Source organism: Pseudoalteromonas sp. S408, assembly GCF_005886645.1.
Lineage (GTDB): Bacteria > Pseudomonadota > Gammaproteobacteria > Enterobacterales > Alteromonadaceae > Pseudoalteromonas.
Window position 1 is genome coordinate 362,409 of record NZ_PNDY01000007.1, and the last position, 26,101, is coordinate 388,509.

The 26,101-nt window shown below is 39.2% G+C and carries 20 protein-coding genes; 12 read left to right on the forward strand and 8 right to left on the reverse strand.

Annotation, left to right across the window (positions count from 1 at the left end):
* Positions 1–8: 8 nt before the first annotated feature.
* Genes CWB62_RS08085 through CWB62_RS08105 form a run of 5 tightly spaced genes read right to left on the reverse strand, consistent with a single transcriptional unit; the run spans position 9 to position 9,130 of the window.
* Positions 9–2,540 carry a glycogen/starch/alpha-glucan phosphorylase gene (locus CWB62_RS08085; RefSeq protein WP_138528992.1) on the reverse strand — a complete coding sequence of 844 codons (2,532 nt, stop codon included), beginning with the start codon at positions 2,538–2,540 and terminating at the stop codon, positions 9–11.
* Positions 2,533–4,596: a glycogen debranching protein GlgX gene (glgX, locus tag CWB62_RS08090; protein WP_138528994.1), complete on the reverse strand. Its 2,064-nt coding sequence runs from the start codon at positions 4,594–4,596 to the stop codon at positions 2,533–2,535. The genes CWB62_RS08085 and glgX overlap by 8 nt, the downstream gene beginning before the upstream one ends.
* Positions 4,589–6,826: a 1,4-alpha-glucan branching protein GlgB gene (gene glgB, locus CWB62_RS08095; RefSeq protein ID WP_138528996.1), complete on the reverse strand. Its 2,238-nt coding sequence runs from the start codon at positions 6,824–6,826 to the stop codon at positions 4,589–4,591. Before glgB ends, glgX begins: the two co-directional genes overlap by 8 nt.
* Positions 6,827–8,818, reverse strand: coding sequence for a 4-alpha-glucanotransferase (gene malQ / locus CWB62_RS08100; RefSeq protein WP_138528998.1), 1,992 nt, complete (start codon positions 8,816–8,818; stop codon positions 6,827–6,829). It abuts the gene before it with no gap.
* A 9-nt stretch (positions 8,819–8,827) separates the two neighbouring features.
* The gene (locus CWB62_RS08105; RefSeq protein ID WP_008127875.1) at positions 8,828–9,130 is read right to left on the reverse strand and encodes an isoamylase early set domain-containing protein; all 303 of its coding nucleotides are present in this window, start codon (positions 9,128–9,130) and stop codon (positions 8,828–8,830) included.
* A 388-nt stretch (positions 9,131–9,518) separates the two neighbouring features.
* Between CWB62_RS08105 and CWB62_RS08110 the strand changes: the two genes are divergently transcribed.
* The gene (locus CWB62_RS08110) at positions 9,519–10,442 is read left to right on the forward strand and encodes a hypothetical protein (RefSeq protein WP_058404178.1); all 924 of its coding nucleotides are present in this window, start codon (positions 9,519–9,521) and stop codon (positions 10,440–10,442) included.
* A gap of 25 nt (positions 10,443–10,467) precedes the next feature.
* Here CWB62_RS08110 and CWB62_RS08115 read toward each other — a convergent pair whose 3' ends face one another.
* On the reverse strand, positions 10,468–10,896 hold the full coding sequence (locus CWB62_RS08115; RefSeq protein WP_058404217.1) for an Lrp/AsnC family transcriptional regulator: 429 nt from the start codon (positions 10,894–10,896) through the stop codon (positions 10,468–10,470).
* A gap of 195 nt (positions 10,897–11,091) precedes the next feature.
* Between CWB62_RS08115 and CWB62_RS08120 the strand changes: the two genes are divergently transcribed.
* The 4 genes from CWB62_RS08120 to CWB62_RS08135 are packed head-to-tail and all read left to right on the forward strand — an operon-like array spanning position 11,092 to position 15,686.
* Positions 11,092–12,297 carry an aspartate aminotransferase family protein gene (locus CWB62_RS08120; RefSeq protein ID WP_138529000.1) on the forward strand — a complete coding sequence of 402 codons (1,206 nt, stop codon included), beginning with the start codon at positions 11,092–11,094 and terminating at the stop codon, positions 12,295–12,297.
* A gap of 47 nt (positions 12,298–12,344) precedes the next feature.
* The gene (gene astA, locus CWB62_RS08125) at positions 12,345–13,379 is read left to right on the forward strand and encodes an arginine N-succinyltransferase (protein ID WP_058404180.1); all 1,035 of its coding nucleotides are present in this window, start codon (positions 12,345–12,347) and stop codon (positions 13,377–13,379) included.
* Positions 13,380–13,387: 8 nt separating this feature from the next.
* Positions 13,388–14,854, forward strand: a complete 1,467-nt coding sequence (gene astD, locus CWB62_RS08130; protein ID WP_138529002.1) for a succinylglutamate-semialdehyde dehydrogenase — start codon at positions 13,388–13,390, stop codon at positions 14,852–14,854.
* Positions 14,855–14,882: 28 nt separating this feature from the next.
* Positions 14,883–15,686 (forward strand): DUF1338 domain-containing protein, encoded by an 804-nt coding sequence (locus CWB62_RS08135; protein WP_138529004.1) that lies wholly within the window; start codon positions 14,883–14,885, stop codon positions 15,684–15,686.
* Positions 15,687–15,762: 76 nt separating this feature from the next.
* On the opposite strand, the gene CWB62_RS08140 is transcribed toward CWB62_RS08135, so the two are convergent.
* Entirely contained in the window at positions 15,763–17,043 is a 1,281-nt protein-coding gene (locus CWB62_RS08140; RefSeq protein WP_138529006.1) for a flavohemoglobin expression-modulating QEGLA motif protein, read from the reverse strand.
* 146 nt (positions 17,044–17,189) lie between these two features.
* Between CWB62_RS08140 and CWB62_RS08145 the strand changes: the two genes are divergently transcribed.
* The 7 genes from CWB62_RS08145 to CWB62_RS08175 all read left to right on the forward strand — a co-directional run bounded on the left by CWB62_RS08145 (position 17,190) and on the right by CWB62_RS08175 (position 24,078).
* A complete protein-coding gene (locus tag CWB62_RS08145; RefSeq protein ID WP_058552354.1) occupies positions 17,190–17,447 on the forward strand; it encodes a DUF3081 domain-containing protein in 258 nt (85 codons plus the stop codon).
* Positions 17,447–17,755, forward strand: a complete 309-nt coding sequence (locus CWB62_RS08150; RefSeq protein WP_138529008.1) for a hypothetical protein — start codon at positions 17,447–17,449, stop codon at positions 17,753–17,755. The genes CWB62_RS08145 and CWB62_RS08150 overlap by 1 nt, the downstream gene beginning before the upstream one ends.
* A 530-nt stretch (positions 17,756–18,285) precedes the next feature.
* Entirely contained in the window at positions 18,286–18,861 is a 576-nt protein-coding gene (gene betI, locus CWB62_RS08155; protein ID WP_171034604.1) for a transcriptional regulator BetI, read from the forward strand.
* A 1-nt stretch (position 18,862) separates the two neighbouring features.
* Positions 18,863–20,326, forward strand: a complete 1,464-nt coding sequence (betB, locus tag CWB62_RS08160; RefSeq protein WP_138529009.1) for a betaine-aldehyde dehydrogenase — start codon at positions 18,863–18,865, stop codon at positions 20,324–20,326.
* Between the two features lie 10 nt (positions 20,327–20,336).
* Positions 20,337–22,004 carry a choline dehydrogenase gene (gene betA / locus CWB62_RS08165; RefSeq protein WP_138529010.1) on the forward strand — a complete coding sequence of 556 codons (1,668 nt, stop codon included), beginning with the start codon at positions 20,337–20,339 and terminating at the stop codon, positions 22,002–22,004.
* A 145-nt stretch (positions 22,005–22,149) separates the two neighbouring features.
* Positions 22,150–23,367, forward strand: a complete 1,218-nt coding sequence (locus tag CWB62_RS08170; protein WP_138529012.1) for a BCCT family transporter — start codon at positions 22,150–22,152, stop codon at positions 23,365–23,367.
* Positions 23,368–23,376: 9 nt separating this feature from the next.
* Positions 23,377–24,078, forward strand: coding sequence for a TorF family putative porin (locus CWB62_RS08175; protein WP_138529014.1), 702 nt, complete (start codon positions 23,377–23,379; stop codon positions 24,076–24,078).
* 75 nt (positions 24,079–24,153) lie between these two features.
* On the opposite strand, the gene CWB62_RS08180 is transcribed toward CWB62_RS08175, so the two are convergent.
* Positions 24,154–26,076 carry a putative bifunctional diguanylate cyclase/phosphodiesterase gene (locus tag CWB62_RS08180; protein WP_138529016.1) on the reverse strand — a complete coding sequence of 641 codons (1,923 nt, stop codon included), beginning with the start codon at positions 26,074–26,076 and terminating at the stop codon, positions 24,154–24,156.
* Between the last annotated feature and the right edge of the window lie 25 nt (positions 26,077–26,101).

Consider the following 26,101-nt stretch of genomic DNA (forward strand, 5'->3'; position numbering starts at 1 on the left):
CCATTTATCTAACTTTTAGTGGCTTTACTGGTAGCTGTCGTTGAGTCAGTGTCACTAGTATTGAGTGGGGTTAAATGCCAAATGTCGTCACTGTATTGGCTTATGGTCCTATCACTTGAAAATATGCCACTGGCAGCGGTATTTAAAATACTCATTTGCGTCCAATAAGCTTGATCAGCATAGGCTTTATCTACTTGCTTTTGTGCAGATACGTAGCTTTCGAAATCGTGTGCAACAAGCCATGGATCGTGTGGGCTCTTAATTGCGTTAATTACATCGTCAAATAGGCAAGGTTCAAATAAATTAAAGTGTCCGCTTTCTAGCAAATGCATGACATTGGCTAAATCGCTATTTTGCTCAATTAAATGTGCGGGGTTATAACGCGATTTAATATCATCAATCTGATGCGCTTCAGCGCCAAATAAGAAGAAATTATCAGCACCAACAGCATCTCTAATTTCGATATTGGCACCATCTAACGTGCCAATAGTTAATGCACCATTCATCATAAACTTCATATTGCCTGTGCCTGAAGCTTCTTTACCGGCTGTTGAGACTTGCTCAGACAAATCAGTAGCGGGACAAATAACTTCCATGGCTGTGACATTATAATTAGGTAAAAAAGCCACGCGTAAGTACGATGACGCTAGTGGGTCTTTATTGATCACATCTGCTACATTATTGATTAGCTTAATTATTTTTTTAGCCATGTAGTAACCCGGTGCAGCTTTACCACCGAGTAAAACACAACGAGGCACGAGTCCTTGCGTGTCGCCACGACGAATGCGGTCATATAAATGGATAACATGGAGGATATTTAGTAGCTGACGCTTGTACTCATGAATGCGCTTAACTTGAACGTCAAACATCATAGACACATCAAACTCTACACCACAGCGCTCTTTAACTAAATCAACTAAACGTTGTTTGTTTATTACTTTGGCGTTTTGCCACTGTGTTTGAAATGATGTGTCATCATAAAAACGGCGTAACTGATTTATTTGAGCAAAGTCGCGTACCCAATCGCTGCCTATTTTCTCACTAATCAATTCACTCAAGGTTGGGTTACAATGGGCAAGCCAGCGGCGAGGTGTAACCCCATTGGTTTTGTTATTAAACTTATTTGGCCATAGTGCATAAAACTCTTTAAATAAACCGGCTTTTAATAGTTCTGTATGCAGTGCAGCAACACCGTTAACTGAATAGCTACCCACAATGGCTAAATAAGCCATGCGGATTTGCGGTTCGCCACCTTCTTCTATCAGTGATAGCTCTCGCTGTTTATCAACATCACCAGGCCAATGCTGTGCAACGTCTGCTAAAAAACGTGCGTTTATCTCAAATACTATTTCTAAAATACGCGGTAACAATTTTGAAAATAATGAAACTGACCATTTCTCCAACGCTTCTGGTAATAACGTATGGTTTGTGTAGGCCATTGTTTTTGTAGTTATTTGCCATGCATCATCCCAGTCGAGCTCGTAATCATCAACTAAAACACGCATGAGTTCTGCAACTGCGATACTTGGATGGGTATCGTTTAATTGAAAAACATGATAATCAGCAAAGTCAGTAAAGCTTTCACCATGATCATTCACCCATTGATCAACAATATCTTGAATACTTGCTGATGATAAAAAGTATTGTTGGCGTAGTCGTAGCTCTTTACCATTTTCACTGCTGTCGTTAGGGTAAAGTACCATGGTAATTTGTTCGGCTAAGTTTTTTTGTGCAACCGCTTCGGAGTAACTACCTGCATTAAATTCGGTTAGGTTAAATTCGTCAGTCGCTTCTGATTTCCATAAGCGTAGTGTATTTACTATATTATTTTTATAACCAGGAATGGGCACATCGTAAGGCACTGCTAACACATCATGGCTACTAACCCACTGGCGGTGCTCTCGACCCTGTTTATCGGTATAACTATTTACATAACCACCAAACTTAATACGCTTAGAATGCTCGGGGGCACTCAGCTCCCAAGGATGCCCTTCGCGTAGCCAATTATCGGGTTGCTCTATTTGATTACCGTCACTGATTGATTGGTTAAACATTCCGTATTCATAACGAATACCATAACCAACAACGGGTAGAGCTAAACTTGCGCAGCTATCTAAAAAACATGCCGCTAAGCGCCCTAAGCCACCGTTACCAAGACCCGCGTCGTGCTCTGCATCTTCAATTGTTTCAATTTTAGTGCAGTACTCTTGCAATGCCGATGAAACTTGATCTTCTAAATCAAGATTTAATACCGCATTGCCCAGTGCGCGCCCCATTAAAAATTCAAGTGAAAGGTAACTCGTTTTTCTGCTTTTTTGCTGTTTTATTTTTTTATTAGTTTCTCGGCACCGCGCAACCAAACGATCGCGGATCGTTAATGCTAATGCATGGTATAAATAAAGCTGCGATTCGCCGACTTTATCTCGACCTAGGGTGTAATAAAAATGGCGTGTTAAATCATCTTTTAAGGTGCTTTCGTCAATCACAGGGCCTTCTTGCCACCCTTTTACAACACATACTTGTTCAACTTGCTTAGCCATTAGCTACGTCCTCTAAGTTAGCACTAAAAACCCAACTACTCTGTGCAGAAATTTCAACGGTTGCATCTTGGTGAGTTATTAAAGATGCATTATTTACACTTGATAAAACCAATTGCCACGGTGCATTAATAGGTGATGCAGGTAGCTGGCAAAAAATACTTTTTTTACTGGCATTAAATACAATAAGTAACGCATGCTTATTTTGCTTATCAAGTAAGCTGTACATTAAAAATTGACGCGAATTTTCATGCCAATGCGAATCTGTCATGGTTTTTCCTGTTTCGGTAAACCATTTAACGGTAAAACGCTCATCTATGTCTTCTAAAAATACACTGTGTTTGAATGCGCTGTGCGCACGCCTAATTTTAAGTGCATCGTCTATAAATTGAGTTAATGAATGATTAAGTTGTGATTCTTTCCAAGCAAGCCAACTCGTACGATTATTTTGACAATATGCATTGTTATTGCCTCCTTGCGAGTGCCCTATTTCACTGCCAGCAGCAATCATAGGAACACCTTTAGAAAGAATTAATGTAAGCAAAAAGTTTTTTTGTTGTTGTAATCTTAATGCGGTTATTTTTTCATCATTGCTAAAACCTTCTACTCCGCAATTAAATGAGTAATTAGCACTGTGGCCATCTCTGTTATTCTCACCATTTGCTTCGTTGTGTTTATGCTCGTAACTCACTAAATCTGCCAGCGTAAATCCATCATGACTGGTTATGAAATTAATACTGTTTAATGGGCCACGTTGGCTGTGCTCAAATATATCAAACGATCCATGCAAGCGTTTAGCTACACTGGCTATAATGCCTTCCTCACTTTTCCAAAAACGACGAATTACATCTCGGTATTGGTCATTCCACTCTCGCCAAGGTGGAGGAAAAGCCCCAAGTTGATAACCGCCCGGGCCAATATCCCATGGTTCACTAATTAACTTTACCTTGTTTAAAACAGGGTCTTGAGCAATGGTTTGCAAAAACGTATGCGCTGAACTAAATCCTGATTTAGAGCGACCGAGTATTGTTGCTAAATCAAACCTAAAGCCATCAACACCCATTACTTCAACCCAATATCGCAAGCTATCGAGCACTAGCTGCAACGTTTTTGGGTGATCAATATTAATAGTATTGCCACACCCCGTATCGTTTATGTATACATTAGGTTGTGCTTCTGCTGTGCGGTAGTAAGCAAGGTTGTCTAACCCACGCAATGACAAAATAGGACCATCGTTGCCCGCTTCGGCTGTATGGTTATAAACAACATCTAAAATAACTTCGATATCTGCAGCATGAAGCTCCTTAACCATCTGTTTAAAGTCGTTAATATCGTCGTTTACTAAATAGTCTTTATGAGGAGTAAAAAAGTTAAGCGTGTTATACCCCCAATAATTTTGTAGGCCTTTGCCTGTTAAAAATTGCTCGCTAATAAAAGCATGCACAGGGAGTAGCTCTATTGCTGTTACTCCAAAGCTTTTTAAATGTTCAATAAAAAACGGATGGCTCAATCCTAAAAACTTACCTTGCAAAGCTTTAGGTATTTGAGGGTGACGACACGTAGTCCCTTTTACATGACACTCATAAATGACTGTTTGCGACCACCTGTGATTCGGTTTTTTATGTTCATATGAAACAAGTGATGACACTTTTGATTTTGGTATATCAATGGCATTGTTAACCGTACTTTTGGTGCCTATCGGCATTTGTCCATAATGGCGCTCACTCCATGTAAACTCACCAAATAAATCTTTTGCGTAAGGGTCAATTAATAATTTATGTTCATTAAATAGCATCCCAGTATTTGGATTGTATTCACCCTCAACCCTAAACCCATACAGTGCCCCAGTATTAAGCGGTGCAATATGAACACTCCATATACCGCCTTCGTTTATATTCATAGCCACTTTAAGTATTTCAGAGTGGCCACTTTTATCAAATAAACACACATACGCTTGTGTCGCATTTGGCGCATACAATGAAAAATTAACACCATTTGCATGCAAGCTTGATCCGAGGGGCTCAACAAGGCCGTGAGTGACTTCAAATTGATTACTCATCTTGTACCTTTTGCAAATATATTGTGGTTAAGCCACCCATAGCAATCGTGATGCTTTGGTTAAAACCATGTTGAGGATTATCGTTAGTGACAACTGTATTTGATTGGTTATGCGATACTTTAATACCCGAACCAAAAAAATCGCTTTCATCGGTGTTCATGATTACTTTATAAACGCCTTTGCTCGGAACGCCCAAGGTATATTCTTGATATGACATAGGCGTAAAGTTTGCAATCACAACTATAAAGTCATGGGCATTTTTAGCATAACGTACAAAACTTAAAATGCTTTGCTCGTTATTATTGTTATCAATCCAATCAAAACCTGCGGCACTTGAATCAAGTTCATAAAGCGCGGGTTGATTTTTATAGACCTGATTTAACGTTTTTACTGTCTGCTTTATACCTTTATGACTTTCATGTTCTAGCAAATGCCAATCAATAGAATGATCATGCCCCCACTCAGCCCGTTGAGCTATTTCACCACCCATAAATAATAACTTTTTGCCTGGGTGTGCCCACATAAATGCATAATAAGCACGTAAATTTGCGAATTTTTGCCAATCATCGCCTGGCATTTTTTCAATTAGCGCGCCTTTCCCATGAACAACTTCGTCATGGCTAAGCGGTAAAATAAAGTTTTCACTAAATGCATACACCATCGAAAACGTAATTTCATGATGGTGATGTTGCTTAAAAAGTGGATCACGCTGCATATATAATAAGCTGTCGTTCATCCACCCCATATTCCATTTATAGCCAAAACCTAAGCCATTATGCTCTACACTTTGTGTGACTCCCGGCCAAGCAGTCGACTCTTCTGCCACCATCATAATGCCAGGGTTGTTTTTATAACTGCGTAAATTAACTTGTTTGAGGCACTCAATGGCACCGAGGTTTTCGCGACCGCCATAACAATTAGGTATCCACTCTCCCTCTTTGCGGCTGTAATCTAAGTACAGCATTGACGCAACGGCATCAACCCTCAAACCATCTAAGCCAAATTGATGAAGCCAATACATTGCATTAGAAATTAAAAAGCTCTTAACTTCTGGGCGATCATAATTATAAATATACGTGTTCCAATCTGGATGAAAGCCTTGGCGCATGTCGGCATGTTCGTACAAGTGTGTACCATCAAATCGATGTAAACCATGGGGATCGCTTGGAAAATGCCCCGGAACCCAATCAAGTAAAATACCTACGTTGTATTTATGGCATTGCTCTACAAAATACTTAAAGCTGTTGTAATCACCAAAACGACTGGTCGGCGCGAATAATCCGACTGGCTGATATCCCCATGAACCGTCAAACGGATATTCACTTATGGGCATAAGCTGCAAGTGGGTAAAGTTCATTTCAAGCGCGTAGCCTACGAGTTTGTCGGCAAGCTCGATATAACTCAAATAACGATTATCTTCACCACGCTGCCACGACGCTAAGTGCACCTCATAAATACTGATTGGTGCGTCTATATGATTGCGCTTTTGCCTATTGCTGATTGCTTGTTCACTTAGAGTTATTGCTTCTGGTTTGAACTGCAGAACACTTGCGGTACCTGGTGCCTGTTGCATTTTAAAAGCATAAGGGTCTGCTTTCTCTATTACCTCACCACTTTGCGCTGTGATAGCAAATTTGTAGCACATGTCTGCTTTGAGTCCGGGAACAAATAATTCCCAAACACCACTGGCAGGATGAAAACGCATGAAATGCCGGTTTGCTTGCCAAAAATTGAACTCGCCAATAACAGAAACACTGGCGGCATTAGGTGCCCATAAACAAAAGCGAACGCCATCTACATCTTGCTGGTTAGTGAAATGTGCACCAAAGTGCAAGTATGCATGCTCTAAGCTGCCTTCGTTAAATAAGTACATGGCATCAGTATCAAGCTCACTTTTAAAACTATACTCATCAAAAAACGTACTCGAAGTGTCGCTATATTGGGCAGTACATAAATAAGGCGAGTCAGGTAACTGGCTTATATAGGCTATAAATAAGTCACTTTGCTTATATCGTTGTGTTTCGACTAATTTGTTATTTATTGTTAGAGAAGCGCTTTGTGCATCGGGTAAATATAAACGCACCTCTGCATTTGATTCATTTACTTTATGTGCACCTAAAAAGCTAAATGGGTCTTTAAATCGTCCCGTGCCAAGCGCATTAACTTGCGCATCGTAGTCAGCGTTTTGAGATTTAGATAATACCGAACTATTTGAAGCTGTACTGCTCATTTAACCTTTCCTTATTGAATCGATTGCAGCTAAAAGCGTGGCGTTGTTTGCAAAAATTTCTTCACATGTATGTGTTAATACACGTCGCCAATTTGGATACTCTTTGTCTGTACCAGGAATATTCACCGGGTATTGCTGTTCATCTAAATCATCTATTTGTAAAGCAAACAACCGAGAGTCTGAGCCAGCTAAGCACTGACTAAGTGCACCATAAACCGACTTAGCATCGCTGTGTATGGTTAATTTAAGCCCAGCCGAAGCATTAATAAAACGCAGCAACCGTATTTGCTCATCAGCTCTTTGGTCGGTTAATTGCGTTGATTGTGCGTTGTCAATTAATTGGTATTTTAGCTTTATAGCTATGTCATCGTGCTGCCACCAGCCTGTAAATGGAGGTACATCGTGGTTTGCAATCATTAATAAACACTGAGCGGGTAATTTGTGTACCGGTAAAAAGTCACCGTCGTTATGCTTTTCAAAATAAAATAAACTGTTTGAAAAAATACCACTGCATGACAAAGCATGCTTTACCTCTGGTGGAACAATGCCTAAATCTTCGCCTATAACTATACTTTGATTAATATGCGACTCTATTTTCAAAATAGCCAGCAAATGTTCAAAGGGGTAATAAATATAGCAACCATCTTGCTGACCGTTATTTTCAAAACACCACCATAAACGACGAATAGCCATAACATGGTCGATTCTTAACCCGCCTACATTCTGCATATTTTCACGAATTAATGAACGGTAAAACGAGTAGTTATCATGTGCTAAACTTTGCGGGTTTAAAGCCGGCAACCCCCAATTTTGACCACCTTCAGCCCAAGGGTCAGGTGGTGCGCCCACACTGGCATTATCAGCAAATAATGATTGTTGTGATTTGAACTCAACACCGTCGCCGGCGCACCCAACAGCTAAATCATTAATCAAACCTATTTTCATACCCCCCTGCACACAACGCGCTTGACATAAACCAAGTTGTAAATGCGCTTGCCACTGAAGGTAATAGTCGAAAAGAGGATTTTTTGATTCTAAAGTTTGTAACGTTGGCTGATGTTTGTCGCAAAAAGCATTAAATGCGTCACGGCGTAGTTTGCTGGCTGTTAATTCGAAGTGGTTATACAGTGCCTTAAACAATTTGTATTTAACGCAACTAACATTCTCGTAATTAATAAACTGTTTACTGTTATTTAGAAGTAAAGTAGCTTCATTACTTTGCATAATTTTTGTGATTTCAGCATTATTTTTACTGTCTTCACATAAACCAATCGATATATATAAAGGGTTTAGTAAAGCACGACTATTAGGGCTGTATGGGCTTGCACGCTCAGGCATGTCGCAGAACAACAAATGCAGAGGGTTGAGCAAAATGTAATCCATATTATGCTCACTGCATAAATCTACAAGCGTAAGTAAGTCTGAAAAGTCTCCAATTCCTAATCTTTCATTGTTTTTAAGCGTATATAACTGAATCGACAAACCCGTTTTTTTTGTATCTTCAACCTGAAAAACACGCTCAGGTACAGACCAAATTTCGGTGCTTGAATGGTGTTCGCCTACATTAATACTCACTTGGTAATACCCTGCAGGCATGACTGGTATAGGAAGCGCAATTTCAATGTAACGGGCACCATTGAAGTGGTATTCACCTGTGACTGTTAAATTAGTAAGGTCAGTAAACTCACACTGTATACCCAGTTGTGCAACACTTACTGATGCAGTTTGGCCAAGTTGTCTGTCATCTATTTTAACTTTTAAATAACAGTCTGTTTGTTCAACTAAGCTTACATTTGGCAACAATTGCATCCAAGGCAGTACATCAAGCTTGTAATTTAATTGAGCTATTTTGTTATGATCGTAAGTATTGATTCCGCAGCATTGCAAGGCACGCTTACGGGTATCTTCACTAAAAAATATTTGCTCGCCTGTGTACTTGGTAAATTCATAACCAATGCCATGTAAGTAAAACAACTGCGAAAGTTCATTCATTTACAGGCCTTAATTGATACGTTGGGTATTTACAATACTATTTTCAGTGCCAAAACTGTTAGCCTCATAAGCGTCCGCTTTATGATCGTTATCCCAAAATTCGCCATTTATCAAATAACGAAAGTGGTACTGTTGATCCAGGGGAAGGCGTTGTTTGCATTTAAACACACCTTGTTTTTTATTAAGCTTCATTGGCACGGGTTGCCAACTATTGAATTCACCAATTAAACAGACTTCTTGCGCGTCCGGGTGAGCAAATTCGAAGGTGATTTCCGCTTCATCTTTTGTTTTAAAAAAACGTTTATGCAACATAGTAGGCTCCAACTAAACAGTAAAAGGTATTTAATTATTGCCACAGGGCCTGTTTTAAAGTTGGCGATGTGGGATTGTATTCATTCAAACTTTGAGCTTACCGTAGTAAAGCAAATTTTTGTTTACGCTTTATTACAGTGCAAGCAATCTTTTTATCGCACTTTATTAGTGCATAAAATATGAAAACATAGACATTAAGAATGACATACACAACATAGAGCAATTTTTAAACCAATTAGAGCAATTGTAGGCATTTAATATTTATCTCTAATACTCTGATAAATCAATTCAAGCCGACCAAATAACTTGTTTGATAAACTGCTTTAGTTACGTATTCACTTAAGTGATAATACACAGCAAGTTAACACTCTGAAATATCGTAAATTTCATGTTGAAAAAAAGCATTTTATTAACTATGGCTGTTATTTTTATAGTTGCAATAGTGTCTACCCTTAGTTCAATTTATACCCTATACAGTAAAAAAGAAATCACATTCGATCCTAAGCTTAAAGAAATATCAGGCATTGAATTTGATAAGCGTAATCGCTTGTGGGCAATTAACGACGGTGGCGACGAACCTAAGCTTTACCGCTTGAATAAAGATGGTTCGATTGCGCAAGAAATTTTAGTCTCAAATGCTAAAAACATTGATTGGGAAGACATGACGCAAAATAAATTTGGTCATTTCTTTTTAGGTGATTTTGGTAACAATAAAAATGATAGACGTTGGCTAACTATTTATAAAATAGAGAATCCAATCGATATTAAAACCGACTCAACAAAGGCCGAAATAATAAAGTTTACCTACCCTGAAATGGATGGCAGCCCAATAAAACCAAGCAATCGTAATTTTGATCTTGAGGCGTTTGTAGCTCTGGGTCGCCACCTATATTTATTCACAAAAAATCGCACTGAGCCTTTTGATGGCATTACAAATCTATACAAAGTAGGCGACCACGCAGCTAACTTTAAAGCGCAATTAATTGGATCTTTTAAAACCTGTACAACAATGGAAAAACTGTGTTGGATCACGTCGGCAGCGTTAAGTCCAGATCGTAAAAAACTTGTGCTACTCGACTCTACCAGTATTTGGTTATTTGAAAACTTTGAAGATGATCAGTTTTTCTCTGGTGATGTATCTAAAATAGATTTAGGCATCATTACACAAAAAGAAGCCATCACCTTCTATGACGACAATACAATTGTATTCACAGATGAGGAGTTTAAGGGCATAGGGGGTAACGCCTACTTCATAAAACTTGATACAGCAAAAAAAGTAATTGTTAAACGCGCTAACCCTATACTTAAATAAGCTATAAATTCATAAATGAAATACATTAACGCTTAAACTTGGTCTCTAAAATAACCGAAGAAGTTGTGCGTTCCACACCATCTAAATTACCAATATCATCGAGTAAATGACTCAACTTTTCTAAATTCTGTGCTTGGACCACTGCAATTAAGTCAAACTCACCACTAATAGCATAAAGCTGCGATATGGCATCAATCTGCTTTAATTCAATATTCGTTTTTGTAGTCAGCTTTTGAATCACTTTAATTGATACATGTGCCGATACCATTTTACTTAAAAAAGCATCGCCATAATCAACGCTATAACCTTTAATCACACCCGTTTCTTCTAATTTAAGCATCCTACTTTGTACTGTAGATCGAGATAAATTAAGGAGCCTAGCTAAATCAGAAATACTCGCTCTGGCGTTTGTTTTAAGTATAGAAAGTAGCTTTTCATCTTGAGGTGTTATCATATTGGCAATTAATTTCGTTATTTTGATTTTTATTTTAGTCATTTTTCACAAAATAGCACTACAATTTTAACTTCCAACCTTCGATAATGACACTCAACATAAAATAATTATTAGTTTGCTGAGGCGTAATGGCTTAACTCCTCTTTACATTAGCAACTAACATTTCAATCTAGCCCATATAATTTAGGTGTAATGATGCAAGTAACAAGAGATTTATTTAACGACGTAATGGTACCGAACTACAATCCTTCAGCTGTTATTCCAGTACGCGGTGAAGGTTCTCGCGTGTGGGATCAAAATAACAACGAATTTATTGATTTTGCTGGCGGTATCGCAGTTAATTGTTTAGGCCATTGTCACCCTGCTCTTGTTAATGCACTTAAAGAGCAAGGTGACAAAATTTGGCACTTATCAAATGTAATGACTAATGAACCAGCACTTCGCCTTGCAAAAAAAATGGTTGATGCAACGTTTGCCGAAAAAGTTTACTTTGCAAACTCGGGAGCAGAAGCGAACGAAGCAGCACTTAAATTAGCACGTCGCTTTGCACTTGATAAATTTGGCGCAGAAAAATCACAAATCATCGCATTTAACAAAGGTTTTCACGGCCGCACTTTCTTTACCGTGACGGTAGGTGGTCAAGCAGCCTATTCAGACGGTTTTGGTCCTAAACCGGGTGACATTGTCCATTGTGATTACAATGATCTAGCAGCATTTGAAGCACTTATTAGTGACAAAACATGTGCTGTAATGATGGAACCACTTCAAGGTGAAGGCGGTATTATTTCTCCAACAAACGATTTTGCCAAAAAAGTACGCGAGCTGTGTACTAAACATAACGCATTACTCATTTTTGACGAAGTACAAACAGGTGTTGGCCGAACGGGTGACTTATATGCGTACCAAGGTTTAGATGTTATTCCTGATATTTTAACAAGCGCTAAAGCATTAGGTGGCGGATTTCCTATCGGTGCAATGATCACAACAACAGACATTGCTGCTCATCTAAAAGTAGGGACGCATGGGTCAACTTATGGTGGTAACCCACTGGCGTGTGCAGTAGCAGAAGCTGCCTTTGACACTGTTAATACTGAAGATGTATTAAATGGCGTAAAGGAACGTGAGCAACTATTTCGCGAAGGCTTAACTGCAATAAACGAAAAATACAATGTGTTTAGCGAAGTGCGTGGTAAAGGTTTATTAATTGGTGCTGTATTAAACGAGCAATTTGCAGGACGTGCACGCGACTTTTTAGTGGCGAGTGCTAACAATGGGTTAATGAACTTAGTAGCAGGTATGGATGTGATTCGTTTTACACCTTCTCTAGTGATCCCATTTGAAGATATTAAAGAAGGCTTAGCACGTTTCGATAAAGCAATTAACGATGTTGTAAACGGTTAATAAAGTTAAATTAGCACGGCTTGCCGTGCTACTGGAGCATGCACTAAATGCAAGTATTACGTCCTATTACAGCCAACGATTTCGATGCGCTTAAACAAATTGCTATCGAATCTGGCCATGGGTTTACTTCTTTACCTGTTGATGACGAACAGTTAAAAGACAAAATTAGCCGCGCTGAAAAAAGCTTTGCTAAAAATATCAATAAGCCGATAGATGAAAGCTATTTATTTGTCTTAGAGGACAGTGAAACCGGTCAAGTGATTGGTACAACGGCAATTGAAGCGGCGGTCGGCTTAACAGTGCCCTTGTATCATTATCATTTGGGTAAAACGGTTCATCACTCCCCTACGCTTAATGTTTACAACACGGTAGATATTTTGAGCATGTGTAATGATTACACCGGTTGCTCTGAAATATGTACGTTGTTTTTACGGGAAAACAATCGCAAAGGTTTAACCGGCCGCTTTTTATCACGCTCACGCTTTTTATTTATGGCCCAGCACAGCGAACGTTTTGCCGATACCGTGATTGCTGAAATGCGCGGTGTGAGTGACGAACACGGCCACTCACCATTTTGGCAATGGTTACAAGAACATTTTTTCAGTATTGAATTTCCACAAGCCGATCATTTAGTCGGCCTTGGCGATAAAGTGTTTATTAGTGAACTCATGCCTAAGTACCCTATTTACGTAAACTTATTAAGTAAAAAAGCTCAAGCAGTCATAGGCCATGTGCATGAAAAAACCAAGCCAGCCTTAAAACTTCTAGAAAAAGAAGGGTTTGAACACAGAGGTTACGTTGACCTTTTTGATGCAGGCCCAACTGTAGAAGCAAAGCTTGGTAATATTAGAAGTGTTAGAGAGTCGCAAGTTTGCCCAATTACTATTGGCGAGCTTGAGCACATTAGTGAAAAAAGCTCAGATACACTTGCTGTATGCAATCAAGGAGTGAGCGGTTTTAGAGCTACATTTACTCAGCATGCACATTATAACCATGCCAAACATACATTGGTGATCAGCCAAGACGTTGCTGACGCCCTCAATTTAAGTCAAGGAGATGCAGCCCGATTCTTTCGACTGTAAATACACTTATGAACACACAACTAATTAATAACCGTTGGCACAACGGCCAAGGCCCAGCATTTACATCTGTGAACCCAAGTAACGGAGAAACTGTGTGGCAAGGCAATGGCGCGAATGCAGATCAAGTAAATAGTGCTATTAAAGCAGCAAGAACTGCACAACTCTCATGGGCCGATACACCGCTGGAAGCACGAATTGCCCTACTAGAAAACTTCGTACAGCAGTTAAAAGAAAACAGCGAAGAATTTGCCACTATTATAGCCCGAGAAACAGGAAAGCCACTTTGGGAAACGCGCACAGAAGTGGGCGCAATGACGGGTAAAGTGGCTATTTCAATTAAAGCCTACAATGAGCGCACAGGCACAACCGAAAACCCAATGCCAGGTGCAAAAGCGTTTATACGCCATAAGCCACACGGTGTTGTTGCTATTTTTGGCCCGTATAACTTTCCGGGGCATTTACCCAACGGCCATATAGTCCCGGCTATTTTAGCGGGTAACACCGTAGTATTTAAACCTTCTGAATTAACACCACATGTGGCTGAGTTTACATTATCACTTTGGTTAAAAGCAGGTTTACCAGCAGGTGTTATAAACCTTGTCCAAGGTGAAATAGAAACCGGTAAGGCCCTTGCTTCTCATCAAGACATTGATGGGCTATTTTTTACCGGCAGCTCTAATACCGGACATTTACTACATAAACAATTTGCTGGCCATCCGGGTAAAATTTTGGCACTTGAAATGGGCGGTAATAACCCATTAATAGTTAAAAATGTAGCCGATGTAAGCGCTGCAGTACACGATATTATCCAGTCAGGTTTTATCACTTCAGGTCAGCGCTGTACCTGTGCTCGCCGTGTGTTTATAGAAAATTCAGCCAATGGCGATGCCATTTTAGAAAAACTTATTAGCGCGACTAAAAATATTGTGGTTGACGATAGCTTTGCAACAGAGCAGCCATTTATGGGCGCAATGATAAGTGAAAAAGCAGCCCTTGGTATGGTTGCTGCGCAAAATGAGCTTATTAAAAAAGGCGCTACCTCTTTAGTTAAATTAAAACATTTAAAGGGTGGAACAGGCTTTGTTAGCCCAGGTATTATTGATGTAACACACATTACAGATATGCCGGATGAGGAACATTTTGGCCCTTTAATTAAGGTATACCGATATACTGAATTTAATAGCGCCATCGCCGAAGCTAACAACACCAGCTTTGGATTATCAGCCGGGTTACTAGCTGACAACGAAGATGATTACGCACACTTTTTAAAACGCATTCGTGCAGGTATTGTTAACTGGAACCGCCCTATTACTGGCGCTTCAAGTGCCGCACCATTTGGCGGTATTGGCGCCAGTGGTAACCACAGAGCAAGTGCGTATTACGCAGCTGATTACTGTGCATACCCTGTAGCTTCTGTTGAATCAGATAAAGTGAACCTACCGCAAACCCTCGCACCGGGCTTAATAATAGAATAAATAAAGTAACCAAATTTAAGGATTGACCATGCATACAGATGTAAACACATTATTTGAAAATCTTTGGCAAAATTATGTTGAAGTAACCCCGTCGGCTGATAAGATTCATTCACTGTTAGGCTCAACGCAGCAAAACGATATTATTAACGACCACATTGCACTTCGTACATTCAATATTGAAAAAGTAAACCTTGAGAAGTTAGCTGCGCACTTTTTGGCAATTGGTTACAAAGAGTGTGGTGAATACCATTTTGAAGCAAAAAAACTGTACGCTAAACACTACGAACATACTGATCCATCGCAACCTAAAGTATTTATTTCTGAACTTTTAGTAGAAAAGTGCTCACAAGCACTTCAAGCAATCGTTACTGACATGGTTGAGCAAATAGATGAGAGCGCCGTTACCGCTGATAATTTTCTATATTCAGGTACGCATTGGCAAGTGTCTACAGATACTTACAAACAACTACTTGCTGAGAGTGAATACGCTGCATGGATGTCAGCTTGGGGATACCGAGCTAACCATTTCACTGTAAACATTAATACGCTTGCTAAGTTTGATAACATTCACGATGTTAACCAAGCACTTAAGGATGCCGGCTTTACGCTTAATACATCAGGCGGTGAAGTAAAAGGCTCGCCAGAGGTGCTACTAGAGCAATCATCAACACTGGCTGATGAATACGCTGTCAGTTTTAGCGACGACGACATGCGCATTCCTAGCTGTTTTTATGAGTTTGCAATACGTTACCCTAAAGCTGATGGTGAACTTTACACAGGCTTTGTTGCAGCGTCTGCAGATAAAATATTTGAAAGCACCAACGCACGATAATTTGATGAAAACAAAAAAAGCCCTTACGGGCTTTTTTTATGCTCACTAACTTAAGCATGCAGATAAAATACCTACATCATAAAAACAAGGGTTTATAGTCGTTTTCTAGTTGCTCAAACGATAAGTCACCTATAAAGCGCCCAAAACTAAGCCATGTTGCTAACCCGCGTAAATCTTTAAAATGCGGGGGAACAAACTTAGGGCTTTCAATCACACCTAAATCATGAAGCTGAGAAATTAACCTAAAATCATCAATAGACAACTTACCGACTAATAACAACGGTAACTGATCGATGCGCCCTAACTGAATTGCCACACGTATTAAGTTATACACCAAAACAAAGCCTTTTATGTAGGCAATGTCTTTAGTAAACGGTAACCCTGTTGCTGTGCTGCCTCTAAATACACGCTGAGCTAACGTATAACTATCGTCTTTAGATACTCCTTGAGCTACGTAATCTCGGTATATATCAACAAATTCAGCACCATCAATTACTTTGGTGACCGCTTGAATTCGATTAACCAATTTCGATAAGCGCCTAGGGGTAGATTTTAAGGTAATAATTTCAGTTAATACGGCCAACCCCTCTTGTGTCACTGTTGAGCTTGGTGTGCCCTTACTCAAACACGTTAAATAAGGTTGGGCTAAACCATTTTGAGTCGTGCCCACATGAATCCACCCTTCATGTACTTCTAATATATCTAATTCACGTTGTGAGAATTTCACATCTTGGTTTAGCTTTATATTATTAGCACCTGCTGCTGCGTCGCTTACAATCCCATCGCTCAACATAACCTCTACATTTATGCCTGGCATACTGGCATTAACTTGCTCAGATAAAATTCGCACCGCGTCGCTAGCATCTATATTTTTAGGATCATCGGGTAAAATGTCAGCCATTAATAAATTTTGCAGTGGTTGCTCTAACATATTCGCTAGCTCAGAGAGTGAAGGCTCACCCGCATGAAATAAATCTTTAGGATGACCAAAAAGCTCGACTGATAAATCGTGAAATTCTGGTGTACCCCGGTACTCCAACATACTTAATACCGTTTTATATTCGCCACACATTTTACCCATATATTGAGAAATAGGGTTTAACTGACCTAACTGGTTAATAATGTTTCGGTGTAATGTTGAAAAGGCCTGGCGTAACTCACTAGGCACAAAGCCTAAATCGCGCTGTTGGTAGTATGCACGATCTATAAGGGGGTTTTTTTGACACTTTTGCCTAAAAAATTCTTCTTTGATCTGTTTATCCCAATTTATTGCATCAAGAATTCGAATAGGTGTTTGAAGTGCAATTAGTTGATCTGATAACTCACGAGTTTTAAGCAGTAACGCCTTGTCTATCATGGTGAAAGCTCGATAAAAAATGAACCATGAGCATAATTTATAAACAGTAAATCGCAAAGCATTATCAATCAATTTTATCTGTTGTTTTTATGCTGATCGACCCTCATAACAAATACGTATTGAATCTTAAATTAAAGGTGCAAAATATGAAAAATGAACTCGACAACAAACAAATACTTGCCGTATATGAGCGAATTCAAAAGCGCGGAGAGATAAACGACGAAGGTAAGCATTATCAAGGCGTTACAGCGTTTTCAGATATTGATGGTTACACAATTTATTTACAAGGTAGTGGCGTGCTTTTACGCTTTGGCTTTCATAATACATATCATCTTGATTACGAACACGATAAACATAAAGATGATTTTTTAAAAAAATTAAACAACATTGCTAATGAAGACTAATGTATCCACGAAAAGTAAGAATGCGCAGCGACAGCAAGCTCAACAAAGCCTTTATAAACCAAGTAATAGCTGCGCTTAAGTCAGATCCATCAAAACTCACTATCATTCAAAAAAATCTTGAACAGTACAGAGACCAACGCCATTTAAAACGCGGGTTTTTACTTGCTATAGAGCGCTTTGATTGGGTTTTTGAGGCAAGCGATGATGTTAATTTTATCTGTGACCAAATATTAGCTGACGACTATATAGGAAATCGCTTGAGACGTTATCCTCTTTTATTCAAAGGTGTTGTTGGCAAACAACAATAGCAACCTTGTTTATACAAAAAAAATTTATTTGCAAGTCATGTAACTAATACTAAGCGGTTTTTGTGTATTAGGTTTGAAATTAGCGTGGTTAGTAATACTTAGCCAGAGCTAAGTATCTTGTCGTGTCTTATTTAGAAACATAAGCAACACTTATCTTGAGCAGTTGCTTGCCTAAGTTATTAGTGCACTAAGTAATTGTTGAGTTTGTGCTCACTTGCTGTAAAAAAATACTATTAGTACTCTAATTATTACCACTCAAATAATTTTATTCACCTTTTATTTAAGAACAATGAGTAAAGAAATAATTACACTTTCAAATATTTAAAGTCAATCACTTAACTCACTGTTTTAAATATAAATTAATCAACTGCTACAACCTCTAGCATCCCTACTCCTTCTGTTAGTTTTATTAATAATTCATCTACATTTTAGTATCTGACTATTTACTTCGCCCTTGAATTGTTAGAGCTATTACCTTAAGCTTATCTTTATTGAACGTTCAATTAATAAAAATTATGCCTAAAGTTGGAATGGAACCGGTCAGGCGTCAACAGTTAATTGACGCAACAATTGAGTCAGTGGCGATGCGTGGGTTACAAGCAACCACCATTAACAGCATCAGTAAAAATGCAGGGTTATCGTCAGGCATTATTAGTCATTACTTTGGTGGTAAGCAGGGGTTAATAGAAGCAACTGTTCGCTATTTGCTTTCTAATCTTAAAAAAGACCTTATTGAAAAAGTTAGCCATAACACCAGCGCTACACAGCGCCTAATGTTTATTGTTGAAGCTAACTTTGCGCTTGTACAACAGCGCAGTGATACCACCAAAACTTGGTTGAGCTTTTGGGCGCAATCAATGCACGATGATGAACTTCACAGACTGCAGAATGTAAACAGTACACGCTTGCAAAGTAATTTAGCATTTTCGTTTAAGCAATTAATGCCTATTGAGCAAGCAAAACAAGCTGCTGAACTCAGCGCCGCTATGATTGATGGCCTATGGTTAAGAGCAGTACTTAGTAAATCAGACAAAAACCAGTTTAAACACAGTGAAACTTTAGCAAAAAGCTATGTAAATTCACTCATCAAGCAATATGGAGCCTAGCGTGAGCACACCAGTCTATCAAAACTTTATTAATGGTCATTTTCTTGCTAACCAAAGCGGTGAAACTTTTGATGTAACTAACCCTGCAACAGGTGAAGTTATTTACCGTGTTGAAGTTGCCGATGAATTTGTTCAAAACGCAGCGATTGAAAGCGCAAAACAAGGTTTTGCACAGTGGTCTAAAATGGCCCCTATTGAACGTAGCCGTATTTTATTAAAAGCCGTAGCAATACTTCGCGAGCGCAACGATGAACTAGCCTTGATAGAAGTGCTTGATACCGGTAAATCAATGCAAGAGGCAAACTGTGTTGATATAGAAACCGGTGCAGATGTAATCGAATACTTTGCAGGCCTAGCACCGGCGCAAGTTGGCCAACAACAAATGGTGGGCGAAGACTTTTACTACACTCGTAAAGAGCCACTAGGAATTTGTGCCGGTATTGGTGCATGGAACTACCCGCTACAAATAGCATGTTGGAAATCTGGCCCAGCCCTTGCTGCGGGCAACGCATTTATTTTTAAACCATCTGAAGAAACACCACTAGGCGCGATTAAACTTGCCGAAGTATTTGTTGAAGCAGGTGTACCTGCAGGCGTATTTAACGTTGTACAAGGTGCAGGTGACGTAGGCCAATGGTTAACCTCGCACAGTGAGATTGACAAAGTGTCGTTTACTGGTGAAGTAGGTACAGGTAAAAAAGTAGTAGCAAGCGCTGCGGGTACCTTAAAAGACGTAACAATGGAGTTAGGTGGTAAATCGCCGCTTGTTGTATTTGATGATGCAAACATAGAGCAAGCAGTAAGCGCAGCCATGCTAGGTAACTTTTATACGCAAGGGGAGATTTGCACTAACTGTACACGTATTTATGTTCATAAAAATATATATCAGCAATTTATTGATGAGCTTAAAACGCGTACAGAGCAAAATATTATTGCTGGCGATCCGCAAGATTTAAATACTAACTTTGGTGCGCTTATCTCTAAGAAGCACCAAGACTTAGTAATGAGTTATATTAATAAAGGGATTGATGAAGGCGCAACACTACTTACCGGTGGTTCAACGCTTTCACCTGAATCTGCGCCTAAGGGCTACTTTGTTGCACCTACCGTGTTTATTGATTGCAACGATGATATGACTATCGTTAAAGAAGAAATATTTGGCCCAGTAATGAGCGTACTTGTTTTTGAAGACGAAGACGATGTTATTGAACGTGCCAATGGCACTCATCTAGGCTTAGCCGCAGGCGTATTTACGAGCGACATTAAACGCGCTCACCGTGTTATTCATCAATTAGAAGCGGGTATTTGTTGGATTAATGCCTATGGTAACTCACCTGCTGAAATGCCTGTGGGTGGTTATAAGCAATCAGGTATTGGCCGTGAAAACGGAATAGAAACACTTGATCATTACACGCAAACCAAGTCTATTTATGTGGGCATGGCCGACATAGAAAGCCCGTTTTAAGGTGGTAACTATGAGTAATCATTACGACTATATTATTGTTGGTGCAGGATCTGCGGGTTGTGTTTTAGCAAATCGCTTATCTGAAGATTCAAGCAACAAAGTGCTACTGCTTGAAACTGGCGGCAGTGATAAAAGTATTTTTATAAAAATGCCAACGGCGTTATCTATTCCTATGAATACTGACAAATATGCTTGGCAGTTTCACACTCAGCCAGAGCCGTACTTAGACAACCGTGAAATGCATTGCCCTCGCGGTAAGGTACTCGGTGGCTCATCATCGATTAATGGCATGGTTTACGTACGCGGCCACGCAAAAGATTTTGATGAGTGGCAACAGCACGGTGCTAATGGTTGGGACTACCAATCGTGTCTACCGTATTTTCAAAAAGCGGAAAGCTTCTACCTTGGTGAAAACACATACCGAGGTGGTAAAGGTCCACTTGGCGTTAATAACGGTAACGAAATGCAAAACCCGTTGTACACCACATTTATAAAAGCCGGTGTAGAAGCAGGTTATGCTAGCACAGACGATTATAACGCATCGCAGCAAGAAGGCTTTGGCCCAATGCACATGACCGTTAAAAACGGTGTGCGCAGCTCGGCTTCTCGTGAATATTTAGACCCTGTAAAGTCGCGTAGTAATTTAACTGTCATTACCGGCGCACTTGCTCAAAAAGTGATTCTTGATGGTAAAAAAGCCACAGGTATTGAGTACAAAGTTAACGGTCACGTTCAAACAGCTCACGCGGCAAAAGAGGTGGTTTTAAGTGCTGGCCCTATTGGCTCTCCGCATATATTACAGCTCTCTGGTATTGGCGATAAAGACACCCTTGAAAAAGCGGGCGTTGCAGTTAAACACCACTTACCGGGTGTGGGTCAAAACTTACAAGACCATCTTGAATTTTACTTTCAATACAAATGTAAGCAGCCAATTACACTAAACGGAAAGTTGGGCCTTATTTCCAAGGGCTTAATTGGTGCTAAATGGTTCTTTACCCGAAAAGGTTTAGGCGCAACTAACCACTTTGAGTCGTGTGCATTTATTCGCTCAAAGCCCGGTGTTGAATGGCCTGATATTCAGTATCACTTTTTACCAGCCGCTATGCGATACGATGGCCGTAGTGCATTTGCAGGTCATGGTTTTCAAGTTCACGTAGGTCATAACAAACCAAAAAGCCGTGGCAGCGTAACTATTCAATCAGCTAACCCTGAGCAGCCACCACAAATTTTGTTTAATTACTTACAGCATAAAGACGATATTGAAGGCTTTAGAGCCTGTGTGCGTTTAACTCGCGACATTATTGAGCAAAGTGCCTTTGACGATTACCGGGATGAAGAAATTCAACCAGGTAAACATATTCAAACAGATGAAGAAATAGATGCTTTTGTACGCCAAGCCGTAGAAAGCGCTTACCACCCTTCTTGTTCATGCAAAATGGGGGAAGACGACATGGCCGTAGTTAATTCAAATACGCAGGTGCACGGTATTGAAGGTTTACATGTTGTTGATTCGTCAATATTTCCGACAGTACCTAACGGTAACCTGAATGCCCCTACAATCATGGTTGCAGAAAAAGCGGCAGACATCATTTTAGGAAACGTTGCTTTACAAAAAGCAAATGCTGATGTTGCTATGACTCAAAACTGGCAAGAAACACAGCGTGCAGCAAAAATTTAATCAGCTACTTATAGAGTTAGTCTCGTCAGACTAACTCTATGAGCCTTGCAGTGGCGAACAACATAAATTGGTTATGTTGTAATAATGCAAGATTGAACAATAAAAAACGGAGTGCTTATGAATAACTCACTATTGGAGGGTACCAATGACCATTTGGCTTAATGCTGGTATTATTTTTACCCTACTTGCAATTACGATCATTTTATTAAAATGGGGTAATGTACGTGTTGTTGGTGTTACACCAGTTAAAACACTTACCTTTATCGCAATACTCTTTACCTCAGGCCTTGATGTTGGCCTTATAATGTTTCCTTTAACTGAGTTTGCAGGTTATGCAGACATAAAAGCAAGCCCAGAATACGCGTTTGCAAATCCACTGGCCATTGAGTTTGGTTATTGGGGATTTTTAATCTGGGGATTTTACTTTCTTACGTGCTTTTATTTCTGTGTAATAGAACCTAAAGTTAAATTTTTCGAAATACCTTGGGTAAAGTTCATTAATAACGTAGTTATTATTGGTACATGTGCTTTTACCGCTTACCTCTTACTTTCTAACCTTCCATGGTATTTGCCAGAAATTGGCGATGGTTCAAGTATTGTTTCTGAGTTTTACTTAATTGTATTTGCAGCAATTTGTTTTGCCGTATATTCAAGTACAGACATTAAGTACGTACGATTTTTAAGTATTGCTACTACTTGGTTATTTATAGCACTAATTGGCTTTATGTGGGCAGGTGCGTTTGTATTAGGTGACAGTGAAATGTCAGCATTCACTGATAACTTAGCCTCTATCGGCACATACTTTGCCAACATAAATGAATTTGTTTTACCGCTTAACGATTACCATGAGTTTTACTTATTTTGGTGGTTTGCTTGGAGCATTATGATTGGTCAGTTTACCTCTCGTTTTGTAGGCGGTTTAAAAACTTACCAAGTTCTAGGCGCTATGTTAATTTTCCCTTCAATACCAATTGCAATCTGGTTTAGCGTACTTTACCACTACCACGAAGCGGGTATTCCAACGCAAGGCATTAAAAACTTTGCCATGGTATTTGTAGGTATTGTGTTTGTAATTAACTCACTCGACTCGTTAGTGCGTTTATACACAGACAACTTAAACATTACTGTAAAACGCTTTGGTAAAGCGAAGTATATGATTGGAAACATACTTGCGCTTTCATTATTAACATTATTGTTTAAGCTAGAATTTTTACAAATACAGTGGGTAGGTGCATTAGTGATTGCCTTGTTCTTCCTGTGTGCTGGCTTTATTGGCTACAGTAAGTTTAAAACAGTTAAGAATATTGATAGCTCACCAAAAGCAAACAAAATTGACTACACTAAAATTGAAACACAAAGCTAGGAATTTATAATGAACAATAAACTAAAACAACTTGCAGTAGCAGTGCCATTCGCTCTTTTATCAACAACGGCAGCTGCCGACTGGTCAACAACTATTACAGCAGCATCAGATTACACGTTTAACGGTGTAAGCCAAACAGATAACGATCCTGCATTACAAGCAAGTTTGGATTATGCTTTTGATAATGGCGTGTATGCCGGTGTATGGGCATCAAACGTAGACTTTGGTGATGATACCGATTTTGAACTAGATGGATACGTTGGTCGCTATGTACAATTAAACGATAAGTTTAGTGTTGACTACGGTATTGCATACTACACATACCAAGGTAATAACAGTGATGGAAATTACCCTGAGGTTTACACAAAATTTGGTTACGCCAGTGATTACGGCCAAACAGAGCTTAATTTTTGGTACAGCTGGGATTATTTTGGAACAAGTGCGGGCCATGTAGTTTCAATGATTGCTCATACTTATGAACTTGCACCAAATCATGCAATACGTGCAAGTTTTGATATTTCTAATTCACTTGACGGTGAAAAATGGGCGTGGGATGTAAACCAAAAGAAATCGTACAGTCACTACCGTCTTGCTTATCAAACCAGTTACGAAGGCTTTGGTATTGAAGTAGCCGCTGAGAATACTAGCCTTGATTACGACTACGCCGATGAGCGCATCGTACTAGCAATTTCAAGAACATTTGATTTATAAAGATTAATTAATTTTAACTTTGAACATTAGCGTGGCGAACCACAACTCAGGTTCGTCATACTCAAAAAAGCCTCCTTATGAGGCTTTTTTATTATTTAAATACTCGATTAATGCGCTTGAGGTCAGCGGCCTTGAAAAGTAATACCCTTGTAAATGCGATACGCCTAGTTGAGTAAGCTGCTTACACTGCAAAGGTGTTTCAACCCCTTCAGCAATAACATTAAAATTAAGCGAACTTGCCATTTGCACTACTGCGTTAACAATGCTTAAGCCTCTTTCATCCTCATCTTGAACAAAACTTTTATCCACTTTTACAATATCGACACCTACATCAAGCATGCTCGATAAAGAAGAATACCCTGTACCAAAGTCATCTATTGAAATTCTTACACCCAGTTCTTGTAATGATTTAACCACATACAAAAATGTATGCTTATCGTTTGCAAATACAGATTCAGTTACTTCTAAATGAAGCTTATGGGCAGGAAAATTCAAATTCGCCAAAATATTCTTAACCTTCTTGGCAAACTCTATTTCTTTAAGCTGCATCACAGATACATTAATGCTGACTGATAAATCTGGGGAGAGTTGTTGAAAAGTAAGTGCTTGTCCGCACGCCGTTTCAAGTACCCAAAAGCCTATTTTTGAAATTAACCCATACTGCTCTGCAATTGGTATAAATTCGTCAGGTGGTATGTTTTCTCCTTTTAATTGCCAACGAATGAGCGCCTCAATCGCGTATATATCATGTGTTTTAGAGTCAATAATGGGCTGGTATACCAACGAAAAACAATTATTGGCAAGCGCGGTTAAAAGCTCTTCGCTAAGTAGGCGCTTTCTTTCTAATTCTGAACGAAGGGACTCGCTAAAAAAACTAATTTGCCCACGATTCATTCTTTTTTGGTGATACATTGCCATATCGGCATTTAAAATTAAGCTTTCTAGGTCTTTACCATGCTCTGGGTAAAGTGCAATGCCTATGGTTGCCCCTACCCGTGCGCCGCGCTCAGTTTCTGGATGATCCTGTGTAATTGCATCAATAATTTCTTTAGCAAAATCGTAAGTATTTTCTTTGCATACAAAATCACTTAAAATTAAAAACTCATCGCCGCCCCAGCGGCACTTTTGCTGATTATGAGCACACACATCAGAAATACGTTTCGCTGTTCTTTTTAGAACGTTATCACCGACCTTGTGACCCATCACATCATTTATATTCTTAAACCCATCTAGGTCTATAAAAAACAGCGCAAAAGGTGGATCTGGATAATGTTTAATTCGGTTTTTGGCATCATTTAAAAATGCATTTCGATTTAATAATTGGGTCAGAGAGTCAGAATTTGACAGGTGCATTATTTCTTCAGTACGCGCGTCAACTCTTAACTCCATTTTTTCAAGTAAATCGCTGTTTTGATTTTTTAAGTGTATTGCTTGCTGTGTAAATGCAGATGCTTTATTGAGAGTTAATAAATTAATTGAGCCATAGCCAATACCTAAAAAGCCAAGTACATTTTCGTAATAATGTGAAGACATTATTAACAATAATGCGTAGGGAAATAACAGAATAAATGCATAAGCAAAACAGGTCAACTTATGTGCAGACAACACATTAGCAGAGCCACCACCAAGAGCAGATAATATAATTATGATACTTGTGGCTTCTAAAGGCTCGAAAGAAGTGTGAAAATACAAAGCATAACTGGACCATACAATAGCGGTTATGATAACCCCTGATGAAAATCTTAGCAGGTCAAATTGAGTAGCACGTTTGTCTATTTTTAAAAATGTGCGGATATCTAAAAAACGAACCCCCAAAACAAAAAGCATAATAAGCCACCAAACTAGCTTATCGTTATAACTTAATAACTCGCCTTTATTAAAACTAAAAGCAATACAGGCGCTCGCAAATAAAGAAACGAGTAAACCTGAATAAGCGTTCTCGTAAAGTAATCTTACGGTATCATTAAGGTTTTCTTCGATTAGGGAGCTTCGATGCATATTATCTAAGCCTTAACATCTCGTT

Bases quoted from the DNA above. Each gene is read 5' to 3' on its own strand.
- CWB62_RS08085 (WP_138528992.1), bottom strand. From the start codon at position 2,540: ATGGCTAAGCAAGTTGAACAAGTATGTGTTGTAAAAGGGTGGCAAGAA.
- glgX (WP_138528994.1), bottom strand. From the start codon at position 4,596: ATGAGTAATCAATTTGAAGTCACTCACGGCCTTGTTGAGCCCCTCGGA.
- glgB (WP_138528996.1), bottom strand. From the start codon at position 6,826: ATGAGCAGTACAGCTTCAAATAGTTCGGTATTATCTAAATCTCAAAAC.
- malQ (WP_138528998.1), bottom strand. From the start codon at position 8,818: ATGAATGAACTTTCGCAGTTGTTTTACTTACATGGCATTGGTTATGAA.
- CWB62_RS08105 (WP_008127875.1), bottom strand. From the start codon at position 9,130: ATGTTGCATAAACGTTTTTTTAAAACAAAAGATGAAGCGGAAATCACC.
- CWB62_RS08110 (WP_058404178.1), top strand. From the start codon at position 9,519: ATGTTGAAAAAAAGCATTTTATTAACTATGGCTGTTATTTTTATAGTT.
- CWB62_RS08115 (WP_058404217.1), bottom strand. From the start codon at position 10,896: ATGATAACACCTCAAGATGAAAAGCTACTTTCTATACTTAAAACAAAC.
- CWB62_RS08120 (WP_138529000.1), top strand. From the start codon at position 11,092: ATGCAAGTAACAAGAGATTTATTTAACGACGTAATGGTACCGAACTAC.
- astA (WP_058404180.1), top strand. From the start codon at position 12,345: ATGCAAGTATTACGTCCTATTACAGCCAACGATTTCGATGCGCTTAAA.
- astD (WP_138529002.1), top strand. From the start codon at position 13,388: ATGAACACACAACTAATTAATAACCGTTGGCACAACGGCCAAGGCCCA.
- CWB62_RS08135 (WP_138529004.1), top strand. From the start codon at position 14,883: ATGCATACAGATGTAAACACATTATTTGAAAATCTTTGGCAAAATTAT.
- CWB62_RS08140 (WP_138529006.1), bottom strand. From the start codon at position 17,043: ATGATAGACAAGGCGTTACTGCTTAAAACTCGTGAGTTATCAGATCAA.
- CWB62_RS08145 (WP_058552354.1), top strand. From the start codon at position 17,190: ATGAAAAATGAACTCGACAACAAACAAATACTTGCCGTATATGAGCGA.
- CWB62_RS08150 (WP_138529008.1), top strand. From the start codon at position 17,447: ATGTATCCACGAAAAGTAAGAATGCGCAGCGACAGCAAGCTCAACAAA.
- betI (WP_171034604.1), top strand. From the start codon at position 18,286: ATGGAACCGGTCAGGCGTCAACAGTTAATTGACGCAACAATTGAGTCA.
- betA (WP_138529010.1), top strand. From the start codon at position 20,337: ATGAGTAATCATTACGACTATATTATTGTTGGTGCAGGATCTGCGGGT.
- CWB62_RS08170 (WP_138529012.1), top strand. From the start codon at position 22,150: ATGACCATTTGGCTTAATGCTGGTATTATTTTTACCCTACTTGCAATT.
- CWB62_RS08175 (WP_138529014.1), top strand. From the start codon at position 23,377: ATGAACAATAAACTAAAACAACTTGCAGTAGCAGTGCCATTCGCTCTT.
- CWB62_RS08180 (WP_138529016.1), bottom strand. From the start codon at position 26,076: ATGCATCGAAGCTCCCTAATCGAAGAAAACCTTAATGATACCGTAAGA.